The organism is Enterococcus raffinosus (genome assembly GCF_018917525.1).
Taxonomy (GTDB): domain Bacteria; phylum Bacillota; class Bacilli; order Lactobacillales; family Enterococcaceae; genus Enterococcus_A; species Enterococcus_A raffinosus_A.
Window position 1 is genome coordinate 263904 of record NZ_JAHLOS010000001.1, and the last position, 16868, is coordinate 280771.

Annotated in this window: 20 protein-coding genes; 14 read left to right on the plus strand and 6 right to left on the minus strand. The window is 42.0% G+C overall.

Annotated elements, in window-relative coordinates; all coding sequences use genetic code 11:
• Positions 1-107 precede the first annotated feature (107 nt).
• From KQI58_RS01270 to KQI58_RS01330, 13 genes are all read left to right on the plus strand, one after another.
• Positions 108-392: a BMC domain-containing protein gene (locus KQI58_RS01270; RefSeq protein WP_016181462.1), complete on the plus strand. Its 285-nt coding sequence runs from the start codon at positions 108-110 to the stop codon at positions 390-392.
• A complete protein-coding gene (locus tag KQI58_RS01275) occupies positions 385-1017 on the plus strand; it encodes a phosphate propanoyltransferase (RefSeq protein WP_216405778.1) in 633 nt (210 codons plus the stop codon). The genes KQI58_RS01270 and KQI58_RS01275 overlap by 8 nt, the downstream gene beginning before the upstream one ends.
• A gap of 15 nt (positions 1018-1032) precedes the next feature.
• The gene (gene eutJ, locus KQI58_RS01280; protein WP_216405779.1) at positions 1033-1872 is read left to right on the plus strand and encodes an ethanolamine utilization protein EutJ; all 840 of its coding nucleotides are present in this window, start codon (positions 1033-1035) and stop codon (positions 1870-1872) included.
• Between the two features lie 67 nt (positions 1873-1939).
• On the plus strand, positions 1940-2476 hold the full coding sequence (gene pduM / locus KQI58_RS01285; RefSeq protein WP_216405781.1) for a PduM family microcompartment protein: 537 nt from the start codon (positions 1940-1942) through the stop codon (positions 2474-2476).
• A complete protein-coding gene (locus tag KQI58_RS01290; RefSeq protein WP_216405783.1) occupies positions 2427-2690 on the plus strand; it encodes a EutN/CcmL family microcompartment protein in 264 nt (87 codons plus the stop codon). Before pduM ends, KQI58_RS01290 begins: the two co-directional genes overlap by 50 nt.
• Positions 2691-2707: 17 nt before the next feature.
• Positions 2708-3700 carry a cob(I)yrinic acid a,c-diamide adenosyltransferase gene (locus KQI58_RS01295; protein ID WP_216405786.1) on the plus strand — a complete coding sequence of 331 codons (993 nt, stop codon included), beginning with the start codon at positions 2708-2710 and terminating at the stop codon, positions 3698-3700.
• A gap of 1 nt (position 3701) precedes the next feature.
• On the plus strand, positions 3702-5087 hold the full coding sequence (locus KQI58_RS01300; protein WP_216405788.1) for an aldehyde dehydrogenase family protein: 1386 nt from the start codon (positions 3702-3704) through the stop codon (positions 5085-5087).
• A 14-nt stretch (positions 5088-5101) separates the two neighbouring features.
• Positions 5102-6220 (plus strand): 1-propanol dehydrogenase PduQ, encoded by a 1119-nt coding sequence (locus tag KQI58_RS01305; RefSeq protein WP_216405790.1) that lies wholly within the window; start codon positions 5102-5104, stop codon positions 6218-6220.
• Positions 6221-6337: 117 nt separating this feature from the next.
• Positions 6338-7054 carry an MIP/aquaporin family protein gene (locus KQI58_RS01310; RefSeq protein ID WP_216405792.1) on the plus strand — a complete coding sequence of 239 codons (717 nt, stop codon included), beginning with the start codon at positions 6338-6340 and terminating at the stop codon, positions 7052-7054.
• A gap of 80 nt (positions 7055-7134) precedes the next feature.
• The gene (locus KQI58_RS01315; protein WP_216405794.1) at positions 7135-8319 is read left to right on the plus strand and encodes an acetate/propionate family kinase; all 1185 of its coding nucleotides are present in this window, start codon (positions 7135-7137) and stop codon (positions 8317-8319) included.
• A 185-nt stretch (positions 8320-8504) separates the two neighbouring features.
• The gene (locus tag KQI58_RS01320) at positions 8505-9335 is read left to right on the plus strand and encodes an AraC family transcriptional regulator (RefSeq protein WP_216405796.1); all 831 of its coding nucleotides are present in this window, start codon (positions 8505-8507) and stop codon (positions 9333-9335) included.
• Between the two features lie 344 nt (positions 9336-9679).
• Complete coding sequence (locus KQI58_RS01325; protein ID WP_253295721.1) at positions 9680-10261, plus strand: DUF1062 domain-containing protein; 582 nt, start codon at positions 9680-9682, stop codon at positions 10259-10261.
• Positions 10254-10394 carry a 50S ribosomal protein L35 gene (locus KQI58_RS01330; protein ID WP_016181474.1) on the plus strand — a complete coding sequence of 47 codons (141 nt, stop codon included), beginning with the start codon at positions 10254-10256 and terminating at the stop codon, positions 10392-10394. Before KQI58_RS01325 ends, KQI58_RS01330 begins: the two co-directional genes overlap by 8 nt.
• 64 nt (positions 10395-10458) lie before the next feature.
• Here the strand turns inward: KQI58_RS01330 and KQI58_RS01335 are convergent, their stop codons facing one another.
• From KQI58_RS01335 to KQI58_RS01355, 5 genes are all read right to left on the minus strand, one after another.
• A complete protein-coding gene (locus KQI58_RS01335) occupies positions 10459-11016 on the minus strand; it encodes a BMC domain-containing protein (protein WP_216405800.1) in 558 nt (185 codons plus the stop codon).
• Positions 11016-12362: a 4Fe-4S dicluster domain-containing protein gene (locus tag KQI58_RS01340; protein ID WP_216405802.1), complete on the minus strand. Its 1347-nt coding sequence runs from the start codon at positions 12360-12362 to the stop codon at positions 11016-11018. The genes KQI58_RS01335 and KQI58_RS01340 overlap by 1 nt, the downstream gene beginning before the upstream one ends.
• Positions 12363-12380: 18 nt before the next feature.
• A complete protein-coding gene (locus KQI58_RS01345) occupies positions 12381-13595 on the minus strand; it encodes a phosphotransferase (RefSeq protein ID WP_216405804.1) in 1215 nt (404 codons plus the stop codon).
• 245 nt (positions 13596-13840) lie between these two features.
• Positions 13841-14317, minus strand: coding sequence for an MGMT family protein (locus KQI58_RS01350; protein WP_216405805.1), 477 nt, complete (start codon positions 14315-14317; stop codon positions 13841-13843).
• 100 nt (positions 14318-14417) lie between these two features.
• Positions 14418-14945 (minus strand): CDP-alcohol phosphatidyltransferase family protein, encoded by a 528-nt coding sequence (locus KQI58_RS01355; RefSeq protein WP_216405806.1) that lies wholly within the window; start codon positions 14943-14945, stop codon positions 14418-14420.
• 215 nt (positions 14946-15160) lie between these two features.
• On the opposite strand from KQI58_RS01355, the gene KQI58_RS01360 reads away from it, so the two are divergent.
• Positions 15161-15727: an NAD(P)H-dependent oxidoreductase gene (locus tag KQI58_RS01360; protein WP_216405808.1), complete on the plus strand. Its 567-nt coding sequence runs from the start codon at positions 15161-15163 to the stop codon at positions 15725-15727.
• A gap of 47 nt (positions 15728-15774) precedes the next feature.
• Here KQI58_RS01360 and mgrA read toward each other — a convergent pair whose 3' ends face one another.
• Positions 15775-16776, minus strand: a complete 1002-nt coding sequence (gene mgrA, locus KQI58_RS01365) for an L-glyceraldehyde 3-phosphate reductase (RefSeq protein ID WP_216405810.1) — start codon at positions 16774-16776, stop codon at positions 15775-15777.
• Positions 16777-16868 lie beyond the last annotated feature (92 nt).

Here is a 16868-nt window from a genome sequence, read left to right on the forward strand (position 1 = left end):
GTCCAACTACGCACAGATTTATAGAAGATGCTGAAATCATTTAGCATAAATGATAAAAAGTTTTCACTAGTTTAGTTGGATGATAGACGAATTTAGGAGGAATAGACATGAATGATGCATTAGGAATGATCGAAACGAAAGGCCTTGTTGGCGCTGTTGAGGCAGCGGATGCCATGGTTAAGGCTGCGAATGTAACTTTAGTAGGAACAGAGAAAATCGGTTCTGGATTAGTTACCGTAATGGTTCGCGGAGATGTTGGAGCAGTCAAAGCAGCAGTTGATGCTGGCTGTGCAGCAGCAGAAAAGGTTGGGGAAGTGGTTTCCGTTCACGTAATCCCAAGACCGCATCGCGATGTTGATGACATTTTAGTACCTAAAGTAGGCAATGAATAATTACAGCATTGAGGAAATTAGAAAAATTGTTCGTGAAGTGTTATTGGAGATGCAAGCAGAAACATTTCCAATTGGCATCTCTAACCGACACATACATTTAACGGAAGAACATTTCAGTATTCTATTTCCTAATGAAACAATCGAGCCTTTGAAGCCTTTGAAACAACCGGGGGAATTTGCCGCAAAGCAAACTGTGACTTTGGTTGGACCGAAGGGGGAAATTCGGAAAGTTCGGATTTTAGGACCATTGAGAAAACGATCGCAGGTTGAAATTTCTAAAACAGATGCACGAAATTTAGGGGTTCAACCACCGATTCGCTTATCTGGGAATTTGGATGATGCGGTGGAGATTACGTTGCGCAGTGAGTCGGCAGAAGTAACTATTCCAGCGGCAATCGTGGCAAAACGCCATATCCATTTGAATGATCAGGATATGGAACGAATGGGCTTAAAGAAGGGCCAAGTGGTTTCAGTCGAAATTTTTGAAGGACCGCGAAAAACGATTTTCAATGATGTGGAATTGCGGCCAGGAAAGAATTTTGTGTTAGAAATGCACGTAGATACAGATGAAGCAAATGCAGCAGATATTCAGCCAAATACACGAGGACGGATTATTAAAGAATAATCCAAAGGAGGAAGTATGGAATCTATCGAAAAAGCCAATCAATTATTAACATCTTTTCATGAACTTGTGAATACAAAGCAAGCCCAGGAGTTTGATCCTGAAGATGGCTATAAAGTTGGAGTTGATTTGGGTACTTCCTCTATTGTGTTGGTTGTTTTAGATGGGAAGAACCGACCAGTTTTTGGAGCTTTCGAATATGCCGATGTTATTCGCGACGGTCTGGTCGTTGATTATCAAAAGTCTGTTCAAATAGTGAATCGTTTGCGGGAGCAAGCCGAAGAAACACTAGGTTTTGCCTTGAAAGCAGCGTCTGGAGCGATTCCACCGGGAACGGTTGGAAACAATAAACGTGTGGTGGCAAATGTCATCGAAAGTGCGAATATGCTGGCCGATCAGCTAGTCGATGAGCCAACAGCGGCGGCTTTAGTCTTAGGTGTAGACGATGGTGCTGTAGTGGACGTTGGTGGCGGAACGACCGGAATCAGTATCTTTGAAAATGGTCAGCCGATCATTGTAGAAGATGAACCGACTGGTGGGACGCATATGACCTTGGTGATTGCTGGAAATAATCGAATTTCGATCAAGGAGGCAGAGAAGATCAAACGTGATCCTGCTCGTGATCGAGAGAATTTCATTATTTGCCGTCCAGTCATTCAGCGAATGGCGAACATTACCGCAAATGTTTTACGAAAACATCCAACGGAACCTATCTATGTAGTCGGTGGTGCTTCTTACCTATCTGAATTTGAAAAGGAATTTTCAAATTATTTAAATCAAACAGTATTTAAACCAAAATATCCTCAATTTGTAACACCAATTGGAATTGCGATGTCTTCTACACCAATCGTTGATTAAACAAGAAGCGATAGCAGTAGCCAATTGAATAGAAACGATATCTGCACTAAGAATTGGGAGTAAGAATATGGACGAGTTAGTTGAGCGTATTATTTCAATCATCAATCAGCGAGAACACAATACCTTATTTCTTTCTTGTCGTACCCCTTCCCAGATAAATCAAGGAATTAGAGGCTTTTTATACAATAAGCAGATTCATTTGAGTGACGTAGATGTTCTATTTTTAGAGCGGTTCATTCAAAAAGACAGTGCTGATCCTCTAGTGAGTTGGCTGTATCAAAGCTATAACTATGATTGTCACCTGACGTTTGAACTGGCTTTTTCAAACACGGAGCTGATTCCAAATGAATTATTCAACGAATGCAGTGTGACATTGCTTAACAATCAAGGCAAACAATATTTTCAATTTCCCAAAAAAGTGATTACCTACCAACAAGTGGCGATGCTTACGCAGGAAGATATTCTGCTTTTGGCATCCAATCAACTCATTACAGATTTGGCGAGGGAGCGATTGCAGGAAAAGAAAGTCATTGTTGTAGAAAGGAGTTCACCCTATGCTGATGGCAAAAGTAGTTGGGAGTGTAGTTTCGACTCAAAAAGATGAATCATTGGTTGGAAAGAAATTGATGATCATTCAACCGATTAATGCTGAGCAACAGAATATTCGTTTCCAACAGGTGGCGGCGGATACAGTAGGGGCTGGCATTGGCGATTATGTCTTATTGACCAGCGGATCTTCTGCTAGAAAACTGTTTTCGACTCCTTCAGATGCTGTTGATTATGCAATCGTTGGAATTATTGACACGTTTGATTTTTAGGGAGCTGAGGAAAGTATATGGCGATTTATACAAAAACGGGAGATAAAGGAACAACGAGCCTTTTTGATGGAACACGAGTAGAAAAATCAGATTTGCGCGTGGATACTTATGGAACGTTTGATGAATGCTGTGCTCAAGTCAGTGTCGCTCAGAAATTGGCGAAGGATTCAGAAACAATTGAACACTTAGAATGGGTCCAGCATAAACTATTCCAATTAAACGCAGAAATTGCAACAAAACAAGACATGGCAAAGCTGGAAGCGAAGAGTACATTGGTTGGAGAAAACGACATCCATCAAATGGAAGCGTGGATTGATCAGTACACTAAGCGTTTACCAGAATTGCATAGTTTTATTTTACCGGGTCAGACACTGCCAGCTGCTCAGCTACATGTTGCTCGAGCTGTTTGTCGGCGGGGCGAACGGTTACTGACAGAGCTGTCCAAGTCTGTTAACATCCGGGAAGAGGTACGAAAATTTGTTAATCGCCTATCGGATTGCCTGTATATTTTTGCTCGCATGGAAGATCAATGTGAGACTGAAAAACAGCTGATTAATGAGATCCTGCGTCGTTACCTTGAACAAAGCGGATCGCAAATAAAAGCGAGTAATTTGGATAAAAATCATGCGATCTTTCAAGCTTGCGAAGCACAAGCATTAAAAATGGGTGTCCCAGTCTCAATGGCGTTAGTCGATAAGGCAGGCAATCTGTTCAGCTTTTATCGAATGGCTGGCGCATTGCTCGTTAGCGAGGAGTTAGCTCAGAAAAAGGCGTACTCAGCTGTAGCGATGAAGACCGATACTCACGAACTGAGTGAGCTGGTTCAACCAGCAGCCGATCTCTATCAGCTGGAAACATTGACTGATGGACAAATCGTCACATTTGGCGGCGGACTTGTAATTAGGAACGCAGCGGGTGAAGTGATTGGCGGTTTAGGAATCAGCGGCGGCTCGGTTGAAGAAGATAGGACGATTGCTCAAAAAGGTTTAGAGAAGTTGAAGGAGATTTGACATGCGTGAAGAAGAGATAAAAGAAGTCATCAAAAAAATTCTTCAGGAAGCTCAAGCAACAACATCTCCAACGAAGGAATTTGGTGTTTTTGAGACCGTTGAAGAAGCGATTCATGCGGCAAAATTTGCCCAAGAATGTTATGAAAATCAAACCCTTGAAACCAGAAGGAAAGTAATTGAGGCAATTCGTTGCGGCATGCGTCCGCATGTTGAAAAGATTGCCCGCGATACTTTAGATGAAACGGGAATGGGGCGATATGAAGATAAGATACAAAAACTGCAGCTAGCGATCAATAAGACTCCAGGCGTGGAGGATTTGCGAACGGAAGCGTTGACTGGTGATAACGGAATGACTTTGTACGAATTATCGCCTTATGGCGTGGTTGGGGCTGTGACTCCTAGTACGAATCCAGCTGAAACGTTAATCTGTAACGCGATTGGTATGCTGGCAGCAGGAAACGCGATCTATTTCAGTGTCCATCCGGGAGCTAAAAAGATTTCTCGCTGGGTTGTAAGCAAGATGAATGAGCTGATTTATGATGCCTGTGGGATTCAAAATTTAATCGTGTCGATTACTGAGCCTTCAATTGAAGCAGCACAGGAAATGATGGAGCATCCAGATGTTCCATTGCTGGCGATTACAGGGGGACCAGGGGTAGTACGGCAAGCATTAAGAAGTGGAAAAAAAGTTATTGCAGCAGGCGAAGGAAATCCACCATCGCTGGTTGATGAAACAGCGAATATCGAGAAAGCCGCAAAAGACATTGTTATTGGCGCATCGTTTGATAACAACATTTTGTGTACAGCTGAGAAAAGCGTAGTTGTTGTGGAACAGGTAGCGGACTATTTGATCCTGCAAATGGAAAAAAATGGTGCCTATCTGGTTCAAGATGAAGCGGTTATTCAAAAAATGATGGATATGACCATTATGGAAAATGGGGCACCTAGCCGGAAATTTATCGGAAAAGATGCCAATTACATTTTAGCTGAAGCTGGTATCAAGGTAGATTTTGACGTTCGGGTCATCATTTTGCGAGCGGATAAAATTCATCCGTTTGTAGTGAAGGAAATGCTGATGCCGATTCTGCCAGTCGTTACCGTCAGCGATTTTGACGAGGGATTAGCGACGGCACTGCAAATTGAGAATCGACGCCATCATACAGCGACAATGCATTCTCAAAATGTTGGTCGAATGAATATTGCAGCGAAGAAATTTCAAACATCGATTTTTGTTAAGAATGGTTCATCATTTGCCGGTTTAGGCTTTGGTGGTGAAGGACCAACGACCTTTACGATCGCAACACCGACTGGAGAATGTACTACCTCCGCTCGCGATTTTGCTCGCAAACGTCGTTGTGTGTTAACTGATGGGTTCTCAATTCGATAAAGGAGGGATTCTTTTTGAAAAAATGGTCAATGAAACCAGAAATTTATTCTGGCTTTGCCAGTCTGGAACGACTGCAGCAATTTGAAAAAGAAAACCTCTGCTTTGTTTGTGATCCTTATTTAGCTGAATCTGCCAGTTTAAAACGAATTTTAGGGTATGTAAAACGAACCAATACCGTCGAGATTTATTCTGATATTATCCCCGATCCTCCGATCGAAACGGTCGTAGATGGAATCGAGAAAATGACCAAACACCAGCCAACTGTAGTGATCGCAGTTGGCGGGGGATCGGCGATTGATACAGCAAAAGCGATGCTTTTCTTCTACAAACGAACGACTGGCAATAAAGTAAAGCGATTTGTGGCTATCCCCACCACAAGCGGAACAGGATCGGAAGTAACCAGTGCGTCGGTAATCACCGATACACAGAACAAAATAAAATATCCGATTTTCCACGAAGCGATCATTCCTCATGAGGCGATCTTGGACGCAAGCTTGGTCATGTCTAGCCCACCATCCGTTACAGCGTTTAGTGGACTCGACGTATTAACTCATGCGCTGGAATCACTAGCTTCAGTGAACCGCACCAACTATACAAACGCGTTGGCTGAAAAAGCGACAGAATTGGTTTTCCAATTTTTGCCGACGTGTGTGAATCAAGGAATGGAGCTGGATGCACGGATTCAAATGCATGAAGCCTCGACCTTAGCTGGGTTAGCCTTTGATGCTGCGGGCTTAGGTGTCTGTCACGCGATCGCTCATCAAGTAGGAGCGAATTTCAAGGTTCCTCATGGATTAGCCAATTCGATGCTGTTGCCTTACGTGATTCAAGCAAACAGCAAGGATAAAGAAACCAGGAAAAATTATGCGCGAATTTCTCGTAAGCTGGGTATTTGTCCACCGAGCTTGCCAGATCATTTAGCGGTTTCAAATCTTGCTCAGGCAGTTCAACAATTAGCTATTGAATGTAAAGCGCCGATTAAGTTGAACAGCTTTGGGATTCAAGAAGAGGCTGCTTTGTCAGCTGAGGATGTTATCGCGAATAATGCATTAAATGATACGACCTTTAAGACGAATCCCATTCAGTTTTCAGCGGATGAGATTAAAGAGATTTATCGAAATATCATAAAATAATCATCATTCCTGACAATAATTTATCACTTTAACGGGTAGAAAACCGCTATAATAAAGATAGGTAAATTGTCGGGAGTCAGTTGCGAAAGTCAGAAAAAAGAATAAGGAGGTCTCATTATGAATAGTCCTGTATTTGGTGAATTTTTTGGTACGGTTGTTCTGATTCTTTTTGGTTCAGGTGTTGGTTGCTCTGTCAATTTGAAAGGTACCTTGGCAAAGGGTGTCGGAGCTAGTTGGTTGTACATTGCAATGGGCTGGGGTGTTGCGGTTATGCTGGGTGTGTTAGCCAGCGGACATTTCGGTTCACCAGGGCACTTGAATCCGGCAGTAACGATTGGATTTGCGGTTGCTGGTTCCTTTGAATGGGGACAGGTAGCACCATTTATCTTGGCTCAGGTTGCCGGTGCTTTTGTCGGCGCGTTGATTGCAGCGATCCACTTCTGGCCGCATTTCCAAAACACGACGGTTGAAGAAGGAAACAGCGTTGGAATTTTTGCTACTGGACCAGCAATTCCAAGCACAGCATTAAACTTAGTTAGTGAAATCATTGCTACTTGTTTCTTCGTATTAGCGATTCAATTAATGCCAGCTGATATTCCTCCTGGTTTACAACCATTGATGCTTGTCTTCGTCTTGATCGGAATTGGTCTATCACTAGGATCGACCACTGGTTATGCCATCAACCCTTGCCGTGATTTTGGCCCACGGTTGATGTATGCGTTAATGCCTATTCCAAATAAAGGCGATGCCAATTGGGGTTATGCATGGATTCCAATCGTTGGCCCAATCATTGGTGCATGTATTGCGACCTTATTAGTGAAAGGTCTAGGATAAATTTTAATGTAGAATCAAAATGAATTCGTCTGACACTCCATGAGTAGCAGACGAATTCATTATTATTAAGGGGGAAAAATATGGCGAATAAAATCATGTCAATCAATGCCGGTAGTTCCTCATTGAAATTTCAATTATTCGAAATGCCTGAGGAAACACTGTTAGTAAAAGGTTTATTTGAACGTATCGGATTAGAAGAGGAAATGGGATTCTCTTATTCATTGAAAGACACAAAAGTAAAAACAACCGTTAAAGGAAAAACTCATGAAGAGGCAATCGATTTTCTATTGCAGTTTTTACTGGAGAGAAATGTTTTAACCAGTTTGCAGGAGCTGGCTGGCGTGGGTCACCGTGTAGCTCATGGCGGGGAAGATTTCAAAAAATCTAGCTTGGTGGATCAGGACGCATTACAAAAAATCAAGGCGCTAGGAAAATTAGCTCCTTTGCATAACCCTGTGAATGTGGTCGGTATCGAGGCATTGCAAAAGGATTTGCCTGATTGTCCGCAAGTCGCTGTTTTTGATACCTCCTTTCATCAGACGATGGAGGCTAAAAATTATATCTATCCATTGCCTTATCGATTCTATGAAGAGGATAGCGTCCGACGCTACGGCTTCCATGGAACCAGTCATCAATTTGTAGCGTCTGAAGCAGCTAACTGTCTTGAAAAACCACTAGAGTCATTGAAGATTATTTCCTGTCATTTAGGAAATGGGGCAAGTATTTGTGGAATTAAGGACGGAAAGTCGGTCATCACCTCAATGGGCTTTACACCTTTAGCAGGGCTAATGATGGGGACGCGATGCGGCGATATTGATCCATCGATTATTCCATTTTTACAAAATGAGAAAAATCTTTCCGCTAATGATATGGATAAGCTGATGAATGCGGAATCTGGTTTTAAGGGTATCACAGGCTTCAGCAGCGATACGCGGGATATCATTAGTGAGGCTGAAAAAGGCAATGACAGAGCAAAGCTTGCGCTGGATATGTTTGCTAGTCGTGTGAAGCAAACGATTGGTGCCTATGCGGCAGAGCTTGACGGTGTGGATGTCTTGATCTTTACCGCTGGAATCGGCGAGAATTCTTCTGTTATTCGAGAAATGATTTGTGAGAATTTAACCTTCTTAGGAATTGAGCTGGACCCACAAATGAATCAGCAAAATAGCAGAAGAATCAGCACCGACGCCTCTAAAGTAGAAGTGCTAGTGGTTGAAACAAATGAAGAATTAATGATCGTCAGAGATACGTATCATTTGATTTAAATGATTATTTTACAATAAGACAACCTCCCATTCTAAAAAGGAATCGGGAGGTTGTTTCATTTGGATTGAAGCAGACAGGAAATTATTAGTGCTCAAACGCGAGTGAACTCAAAAAAACGACTTTTTAGAGGAAAGCAATGAATGGTAAAATGAAAGGGATAAGGCAAGAGGAAGGAGAGAAATGGATGGATAAAAAAGCCCTTGTAAATAAAAGTATCGACTATATTTTAGCTCATCTTGAAGAACCAATCACGATCGAAGATGTCGCAAATCATTTGTCCTTTTCTAAGTATTACTTTTGCCGCATGTTCAAAGAGGTGACTGGAGAAGGGGTTTATTCTTTTATCAAACGTTTGAAAGTCGAACAAAGTGCGATAGATCTGAAACTTCAAAAGGATAAACGAATTACAGATATCGGGTTGGATTACGGATATAGTGCGTCTAATTACAGCTCCCTATTCAAAGAGCATTATCAGCTTTCGCCAAATGATTACCGAAAATCATTGGAGGCGTCGACGATTTCAAATCCTTTCTATCCTCAGAAGCAAGAAGTTTTAGACACATTTGAAGAGTATCAGAAGAAGGTTGAATTAAAAGAACTAAATGATCTATATGTGGTCTATGAGAGAATGCTGGGCAATTATGCGGAGTTGAAAAGTAGCTGGTCGGCGTTGGTCGAAGAGAATGCCTATTATGAAGACACGACTGTGATGATCGAAAAATTCTATAATGATCCAGCCGTTGCGATCGACGGTCACAGTATTTGTGATCTATGCTTTACGCTTAATGAGGAAATCAAAGAGAAAAATACCATGGTGATAACCGGCGGCAGGTACGCTATTTATCCGTATAGCGGAGCGATTGATGGCATTTTCCGAGTGATGCAGGGCTTTTTTAGGATCTGGCTTCCTGAAAGCGGCTATCAGATGCGTGAAAAATATGGATTGACGATTTATCGTAAAATTGATTGGGAAAATGATTATGTACAGTTGGACATGTGCATTCCGGTTGAATAGAGCAAGAATTCAGAAGTCGACAAGAAGATTCTTTTCTACAATAGGATTATCTAAAACAGATAATTTTACTGTAGAGGAGAATCTTTTTTTGAACTTGTAAAGAAAGTATAAAATTTTCACATGAATAAATCGCTTTATAGCAGGTATATCCATGTCCGGCTTCACGAACTAGCTTTTTCGGCAATAAGCAAAAATATTTCGAAATTTGAGAAGCAATTTAGAAACATTTTGGTCTTATTGCTCAAAAGCTGAGCGAGTTCGCGAAGCCTTTCTTAAAAGGGAGTGAGAGTATGGAAATGGTGATTCCACCTTACACTGGGCGCTAATTTTCTAGCCCAGAGAGGATGAGTAAAGTGCGAAAGGTAACTTGGACAGTGGAGTGCTTAAAGACGCCCACAATCATTCGGCATTGTAAGAAATGTAATGAGGATACTGAATTTTCCTGTTCGGAAAGGTTTCGGATTAATGCTCAAGGTAAATATTTGGATGTTTGGCTAATCTATAATTGTAGAAAATGTAAGACTAGCTGGAATTCAACCATTCTATCGAGGATTCATACGAATAAGCTAGACTCTGATTTGTTGGCTCTCTTTCAAGAGAATGATTCCGGACTTTCAAAAAAATACGGGACTGATAAAACCACCTTAAAGAAAAATGGTGTAGTGATTCGAACGATTGACTACGAGGTGTTGGGTGATTTATTTGAATTAGATGAGGAAGTCGTTGTAACGATTCAATCGGATTATCCATTAGACATCAAGCTCTTCACGATTTTGAAAGAAAAATTGAACTTATCAAATAATGAACTGAAGCAGCTAATTTCGAGAGGGAAGATTATTGGCTTATCTAATGAATGTTTTAAAGAGAAGCTGCGGAGTCGACAGACGATTCTATTTAATCTTAAAAAGGAGTCAATCAATGCCTAAGATGAAATCCCATCGAGGACTGAAAAAGCGGGTGAAATTAACGGGGAACGGAAAAAATAAAAAGGGTAAAAGTCGTTCTGCTTATATAGATAAGGCAAATTTGCCCGCTGTAAAAAAACGATTACTAAGCTAGGTGAAGAAAAAAAACTCTGCGAAAAATCATCGAATGATTCTCGCAGAGTTTTTCTTGTTTTTTGCTATTGTAGCAAACTGTCGATCAGTTCTGGACGTGGATTGGATAAGACGATTTTATTAATGAGCATCGCTTGATCTTGGGCACCATTTGCGCCAGCCTCGACAGCAGCTTTAACCGCGGCGACATCTCCTGTAAGTACAACGAAGGATTTTCCAGCAATGCCTGTCCCAAGTTGAATCGCTAGGAGTTCAACATCGGCAGCTTTGACCGCAAAATCAGCAGCAATGATTGAACCAGCAGCTGAATAATATTCCAAGACTCCGACGGCATGCACCTTTTCGGGAACTTGGGCCATGTTGATGGCATGAATCACTGCCGGGTTGATCCGAGGAATCACCAGCTCGCCAACGACATAACGTCCGCCCATTTCAACGCCGACTTCCATGGAGCGTTCAATCGCTGCGACCTGTCCGCTAATCATAATGTAGTATTTTCCAGGACAACTTGCTCGGGCCATAATTAAGGTGGCATCAGCGGCTTTTAGCATGTAGTCAACGACTTCGATTCCTTTCGCGATACTGTTTAATTCTAAAAAGCCAATCGTATCCATTATTTTCATTAGTTGTCCCTTCTTTCAATAGTAATACTAGCGCTAACCGCTGTTATAATGCCATCAATGCTGGCATGAATATCTGCACCTAAGGCCTTTTCCGGCTTCCTGCCAATCAGTTCTCCGACCCTGACATGATCCCCGACCTGTACGACTGGCTCACAAGGAGCGCCAATGTGCATTCTCAAAGGAATGTTAACCTGCTTCGATTCATGCTTTTGAAGTTCCTCAATGGTGAAATCGGCATATTGTTTAAGTCCATCCTTCAACAAGATTTTTACTGGTGGAACCAGCTGGTACTCTCGCATAGGGGATGGTGTAAGTGGACGGTCATCCTTCTGATAGCGAATGCCCTTTTCTGCTAAACGTTGCTTAACATATTTATTGACTTGTCTTGGCAAAAGATTCATCGGACACGCAATCGCTTCACAAATGCCACATTCGCAGCAAAGCAGTGCCTCTTTCCAAATTGGATCATCATCGATGTCGTCAGGCACATCAGTGATCGTCAAATGGCGCATCACACGGTGAGGGTGGATCGGATGGCCAATTTGATAACGAGGGCAAAGTTCTGTACACAACCGACATTGGATACAGGAGGTCCGCGCCTTGTTGATCATTTGAGGAATTTCTTTTTCATGGAGTTCATAAATGAAATCCCGCTTCTCCATAATAATGATTCCGGAGGTTGTTTTCGTGACAACTTGTTGAGAGAAATCCTCTTTCACTCCGGTTTTCCCCATCATTGGTCCGCCGTTAATAAACATGAAATCATCTAAGGTCGTGCCTCCAGCTAAAGCCAAGCATTCATCAAAAGAAGTACCGATGGGCACTTCCAAAATTTTCGGTTCTCTGACAGCGCCAGTGATGGTCAGCAGCTTATGTGTGACATTTTTTCCTTGTTGTGCTTGATAGATGTTCAGCATGGTGGCGATGTTTGAGATCACACAGCCAACCTCAATGGGAATTCCTCCAGGCGGGACGGTTCGTCCCGTTACCTCATAGACCATGATTTGCTCATCGCCGGCTGGATAAAAGTTCTTCATTTTAAAGATCGTAACCGGAACCCCTAATTCTTGAATGGCTTTTTCAAGGGCGGCGATTTCTTTCGTATAGTAGGCCTTAGTCGCTATTACGATATGTTGCGCCTCCAGCATTTCACCGACCGCTGCGATGGCCTCAACACATTCCTTAGCATAGTTGTTCATTACATAATGGTCGGTTTTAAGCAGCGGTTCGCACTCCGCTGCGTTGATAATGAAATATTCCGTTTTGGTGTTGTACTTAACAGCAGTCGGAAATCCCGCACCGCCGCAACCGACAATCCCAGCCGCAGTGATTTGATCCAATAGCATATTTCGTTCCTCATTTCTTTAGACTAAAATAAGAGCGTTTTCATTTATTGCGAGTAATTGCGTTAAAAAATTGTTTCGGGTGGTACGGATCAGCTGGCAAGCTTCTTCAGGTGTGGTTAGCAGCTGTCTGTTTTTCAACAGTTTCTGTGCCAGCATCATAGAGAGTCCCTTGGCTAAAAAGCTTTCTTGTGGATTGATTAAACTGTCAAAATCAGGGAATTCTCCTAAATTTGCGATTCGATTGATGTTAGCCATCGCCAGATAACCAAGCGAGTCTTGAAGAATTTCTAAAAACCGTTCCTGTTGATCACCTTTGATATGATCAGAAAAATAAGTAAAGTATGTTTGGTACGTATCCTCGATTACCCGCAGCAGATTCGAACACATAGATTCGTTACCCCTAATAGTAAATACTGCATATTGTGACAGGATATTTGCCAAGAAGTACCCAATGTCATATGAGAAGGGGCCCGTCATGGTGTATTCCATATCAATCACCTTAAAGGATGTTTGTGAAACAAAAATATTAGAAGAATGAAAATCACCGTGGATCAAGCATTCATCTTTACTAGACACGCGTTCAATCAATTCTTCCCAATCCCGCTTAACTGTGGCATCCTGCAAAATAGTGTCCAAGATGTCTAATAGTCCTTCTTGATGGGAAGTCAACGCTTGATTCGTTCTAACCGGCGGCTTCAAAATAAAATCGGTAATGATCTTTCGCATGTCAGCATTTTTAAAATAGCATGCTAAGGCTTGCCAGTACTCGTCAGACAACCGCAGCTTAGAGGTTGCTACATGCGTTCGAGCAAGGTATTCTCCGACTTGTTTTCCTAACCGCGGCAGCTGTTCACCTCGACAAAGGGCAAAACGCAGAACGGTCAGGTAAGAAAGATCCTCCATAATAAATAAATGTGCCGATGGGTCCGCATAGTAGGTTTCTGGAACCATCTGGGGAGCCAAACCTGCCCGCAATTGATAGGTCATATATTCCAAATAATTCCGCTTAGGGTCAATTGGAGCAAGGGAGATGCCGCTGGAAATCGTCTTTTTCGAATGTTTGGCAATGTATTTTTTATTTCCCTGTTTTAGAACATAGAGATAATTTAAATAGCCATCAACGTATTTGTCTTTTTCGTTGGAAAGAACGGACACGATGAGGGGACTAGTTTGATTAAAAAGTTTGGTTCGCTGAAGCAAATAATTGGCAAGAGTGTGCTCACTAATCTCCATCGTTTTCCTCCTGTTCGAGCAATCATTAATCTCGGAATTTCATGCGTTGCCAACATGTCAGTGGTGTTCGCAGAAATCCTATCCTATCAATAATTCTATCGAATCTTACAGTGAAAATATATAATAAAAATATGCACACTAAAGGCTTTCCCCGAAAAGCCCTTGAGCGCTTGGATCAGAGGAAATCGTTGAAAAAAGTGAGCAAAAAAATGCAATAAAAAAAACCGTTCTCGCAAGGAAAACGGTTAGAGTACATACATAGATTCTTCAAAATCCTCCACGTAATAACGGAAATTTTTCCTTCCGCGGCAAACGATTTTGTGCCCTTCAGCTTCAAGTTTTTCGATCTGGGCCTCCACGCCGCCAGGAAATTTCGGGTTGATTTCTCCTTTGGCCTTCAGTGTTCGCCAGTAAGGTGTGGGATTCGTGTCGCGCTGCTCGCTAGCCCAAGCTGCGATAGAGATGAAGGCACCGGCTGTGATGGGTTCGGTAAAGTCACCGTCATTTTCTTTTGCCAGATGCTCTCTGATGGCACTTGTTGTGATAATTTTGCCAAAAGGAATTTGTTTCATGATCGCATCGTAATCCAATGGCGGGGCAAAGTACATCTTCGTTCCACCGTAGCGTTTAATCGTGGCTTCATCGGTTACGATCTGCATTTTCGGCATTCCTTTATCTTCGTTTAGCATGGCATTAAAATCCTTTTGATCCTCATTTGCCATGAGATTCGCCTCCTAACTTCTTCGTAAATAAGGTAATCATTACGCGCGCAATTCCTACCTCTAGTGTACCGAGTTTAAGATGACCCTGCAATGAGACAGTTTATTTTTTTTGAAAAAAAGTTGTGACGTTTTTATCTAATATTTGAGTAGTTGAGACGATGATCAATTCTTCGACTGATGATAAAAGGGCGCAGGTCAAAAGAATGACACCAAAGGGCTTGATTGCAACGAATAATAATACAATCGGTGATAAAAAGAGCAATAGACCGATCAACTTATTTAAGTAAGTATGCAGACTTGTGAACTGATGAAAACGAAAATAGCCGATCAGGTAGGAAATGCAACGAATGAGTGCTATTGTTAACGCGCCCCAAAGAAGAAAAGCGGGAAGCGTGATTGTCAGTACAACCTTTGCGATGACGACGAGAAAAAAAAGCAGATCGGCCAGACTATCTAAAAAGGTGCCAAAGGGGCTTGTCCAGTTCATTTTGCGAGCCAACCAACCGTCAAGCATGTCCGTTAGTCCAGTAAAAAAATAAAGTGGAAAGAACCAGTTATTTGGTACAAAGAGAATCAGCAGGGAGGCGATGATCCGAAAACAGGTAATAATATTTGGAATGAATTTCATATAGGTCTCCTTCTTAATTACAAGCATAAAAAAATAGTTTCTATTATTTCGTTTTTACTAATCCTGCTAAAATTAGTCGCTGAACAAATAAATTAGGATCTTTTCAGAAATATAACTTAACTTTATCATGATCTTAGCTAGTTTGAAATCAAACTGAAATCAGAATGCAATGATTTTGTGCTATTTTTGATAAAAAGGGTAAAGAGGAGTGCGAAATGACAACAACATTGATTATTGATCATCCCTGGAAGGAAAGCTTTAATCATGCTGTCTTGAATAAGCTGATCGCTGGGTTGGAGCAAGATCAGAAAATCTATCAGGTGATCGATTTAAATAAGGACGGCTTTGATCCAGTCATGAAGGAAGAAGAGTTGGCAGTTTATCAAAGCGGTTCGGTTTTAGATCCATTGGTCTTGCATTATATGAACCTACTGAAGGAGACCACTCAGCTGGTTTTGATCTTTCCGATTTGGTGGTATAGCTCACCTGCAAGTTTAAAGGGCTTTCTTGATAAGGTGCTGCTAAATGAATTCGCTTTTTTTGATGGTGGGAATGGGATTCAGCCGCTTTTGTCGATTGATTCGGTGGTTGTTTTTACCACCTCTGATCAACCAACCGTCAGCTTGGAGCAACGGTGTACGCGCAGTTATAAGCATCAGCTGACGACGACGCTAGAAGATATCGGCATGCGCAATATTTCTTGGCACCATCTAGGGTCTGTGAAGAATACCACCGAGGAAGAACGAATCGAATATTTAGATTCGGTTTACGAGAAATTATAAAGAAACTTCGAGGCTCTCTCTATGTCAGAAAAGCCTCGAAGTTTTTTCTATTTTTTAGTTAGTTTGGCTAATATAGCGTCAATTTGAGTTAGTTCTTCTTTACTAAAGTCTAAATGATCCAGGGCTTTCAGATTGTCTTCTAATTGACTGACGCGTGACGCACCAATCAAGACACTCGTAACGGTCGGTTGACGCAAGTTCCAGGCCAAGGCCATTTCTGCCAATGTCTGCCCACGTTTTTCAGCAATGTCATTTAGTTGTTTAACCACCGCTATGGTAGATTGAACGTTGTCTTCTGTTAAGAAAGGACTATCTGAACGATGCGCGCGAGAATCTTCGGGAATACCGTGTAAATAGCGATTTGTCAACAGGCCTTGCGCCAAGGGACTGAAGGTGATTGCACCTATGCCTTCCTCTGCTAAAACATCGGTCAATCCATCTTCGATCCAACGATCAAACATGTTGTAGCGTGGTTGATGAATGATAAACGGTGTTCTTAGTTCCCGGAAAATCTTGCTGATTTCAGCTGTTTGTTCCGCGGAATAATTTGAAACACCGACATACAAGGTTTTTCCCTGACGGACTAGCTGATCTAATGCCAGCGCGGTTTCTTCTAAAGGCGTGTCAGGATCTGGTCGGTGAGAATAGAAAATGTCGACATAATCAAGCCCCATGCGCTTCAAGCTCTGCTCGCAGCTGGCGATGATGGATTTTCGAGAGCCCCATTCGCCATAAGGTCCCGGCCACATATAATAACCGGCCTTTGAAGAGATGACCAGTTCATCACGATACGGCAATAGGTCTTCTTTCAAAATTCGTCCAAAATTGATTTCAGCTGAACCAGCAGGTGGCCCATAATTATTTGCTAAGTCGAAGTGAGTAATTCCATGATCGAAGGCGGCTCGAACAATGGCCCGCTGATTGTCCAAAGTGTCAACATCGCCAAAATTATGCCACAAGCCTAAAGAAATCGCGGGAAGTTTCAAACCGGATTTTCCTAAACGTCGATAATCCATTTTCTCATAGCGTTGTTCATTTGCTAAATACATAGATATCCTCCTAAGAAACTGATTTGCACGTTTTAAAACGCTTACTTTTGATTATCCGCTTTTTTCAACGATTGTAAAGGGAGAGGGCTGAA

Excerpts from the sequence above, each read along its gene's own strand:
- KQI58_RS01325 (WP_253295721.1), top strand. The coding sequence starts at position 9,680 with ATGAGTAAAGTGCGAAAGGTAACTTGGACAGTGGAGTGCTTAAAGACG.
- KQI58_RS01310 (WP_216405792.1), top strand. The coding sequence starts at position 6,338 with ATGAATAGTCCTGTATTTGGTGAATTTTTTGGTACGGTTGTTCTGATT.
- KQI58_RS01275 (WP_216405778.1), top strand. The coding sequence starts at position 385 with ATGAATAATTACAGCATTGAGGAAATTAGAAAAATTGTTCGTGAAGTG.
- KQI58_RS01330 (WP_016181474.1), top strand. The coding sequence starts at position 10,254 with ATGCCTAAGATGAAATCCCATCGAGGACTGAAAAAGCGGGTGAAATTA.
- KQI58_RS01340 (WP_216405802.1), bottom strand. The coding sequence starts at position 12,362 with ATGCTATTGGATCAAATCACTGCGGCTGGGATTGTCGGTTGCGGCGGT.
- KQI58_RS01295 (WP_216405786.1), top strand. The coding sequence starts at position 2,708 with ATGGCGATTTATACAAAAACGGGAGATAAAGGAACAACGAGCCTTTTT.
- KQI58_RS01320 (WP_216405796.1), top strand. The coding sequence starts at position 8,505 with ATGGATAAAAAAGCCCTTGTAAATAAAAGTATCGACTATATTTTAGCT.
- pduM (WP_216405781.1), top strand. The coding sequence starts at position 1,940 with ATGGACGAGTTAGTTGAGCGTATTATTTCAATCATCAATCAGCGAGAA.
- KQI58_RS01315 (WP_216405794.1), top strand. The coding sequence starts at position 7,135 with ATGGCGAATAAAATCATGTCAATCAATGCCGGTAGTTCCTCATTGAAA.
- KQI58_RS01360 (WP_216405808.1), top strand. The coding sequence starts at position 15,161 with ATGACAACAACATTGATTATTGATCATCCCTGGAAGGAAAGCTTTAAT.
- KQI58_RS01270 (WP_016181462.1), top strand. The coding sequence starts at position 108 with ATGAATGATGCATTAGGAATGATCGAAACGAAAGGCCTTGTTGGCGCT.
- KQI58_RS01355 (WP_216405806.1), bottom strand. The coding sequence starts at position 14,945 with ATGAAATTCATTCCAAATATTATTACCTGTTTTCGGATCATCGCCTCC.
- KQI58_RS01300 (WP_216405788.1), top strand. The coding sequence starts at position 3,702 with ATGCGTGAAGAAGAGATAAAAGAAGTCATCAAAAAAATTCTTCAGGAA.
- KQI58_RS01335 (WP_216405800.1), bottom strand. The coding sequence starts at position 11,016 with ATGAAAATAATGGATACGATTGGCTTTTTAGAATTAAACAGTATCGCG.
- eutJ (WP_216405779.1), top strand. The coding sequence starts at position 1,033 with ATGGAATCTATCGAAAAAGCCAATCAATTATTAACATCTTTTCATGAA.
- KQI58_RS01350 (WP_216405805.1), bottom strand. The coding sequence starts at position 14,317 with ATGGCAAATGAGGATCAAAAGGATTTTAATGCCATGCTAAACGAAGAT.
- KQI58_RS01290 (WP_216405783.1), top strand. The coding sequence starts at position 2,427 with ATGCTGATGGCAAAAGTAGTTGGGAGTGTAGTTTCGACTCAAAAAGAT.
- mgrA (WP_216405810.1), bottom strand. The coding sequence starts at position 16,776 with ATGTATTTAGCAAATGAACAACGCTATGAGAAAATGGATTATCGACGT.
- KQI58_RS01345 (WP_216405804.1), bottom strand. The coding sequence starts at position 13,595 with ATGGAGATTAGTGAGCACACTCTTGCCAATTATTTGCTTCAGCGAACC.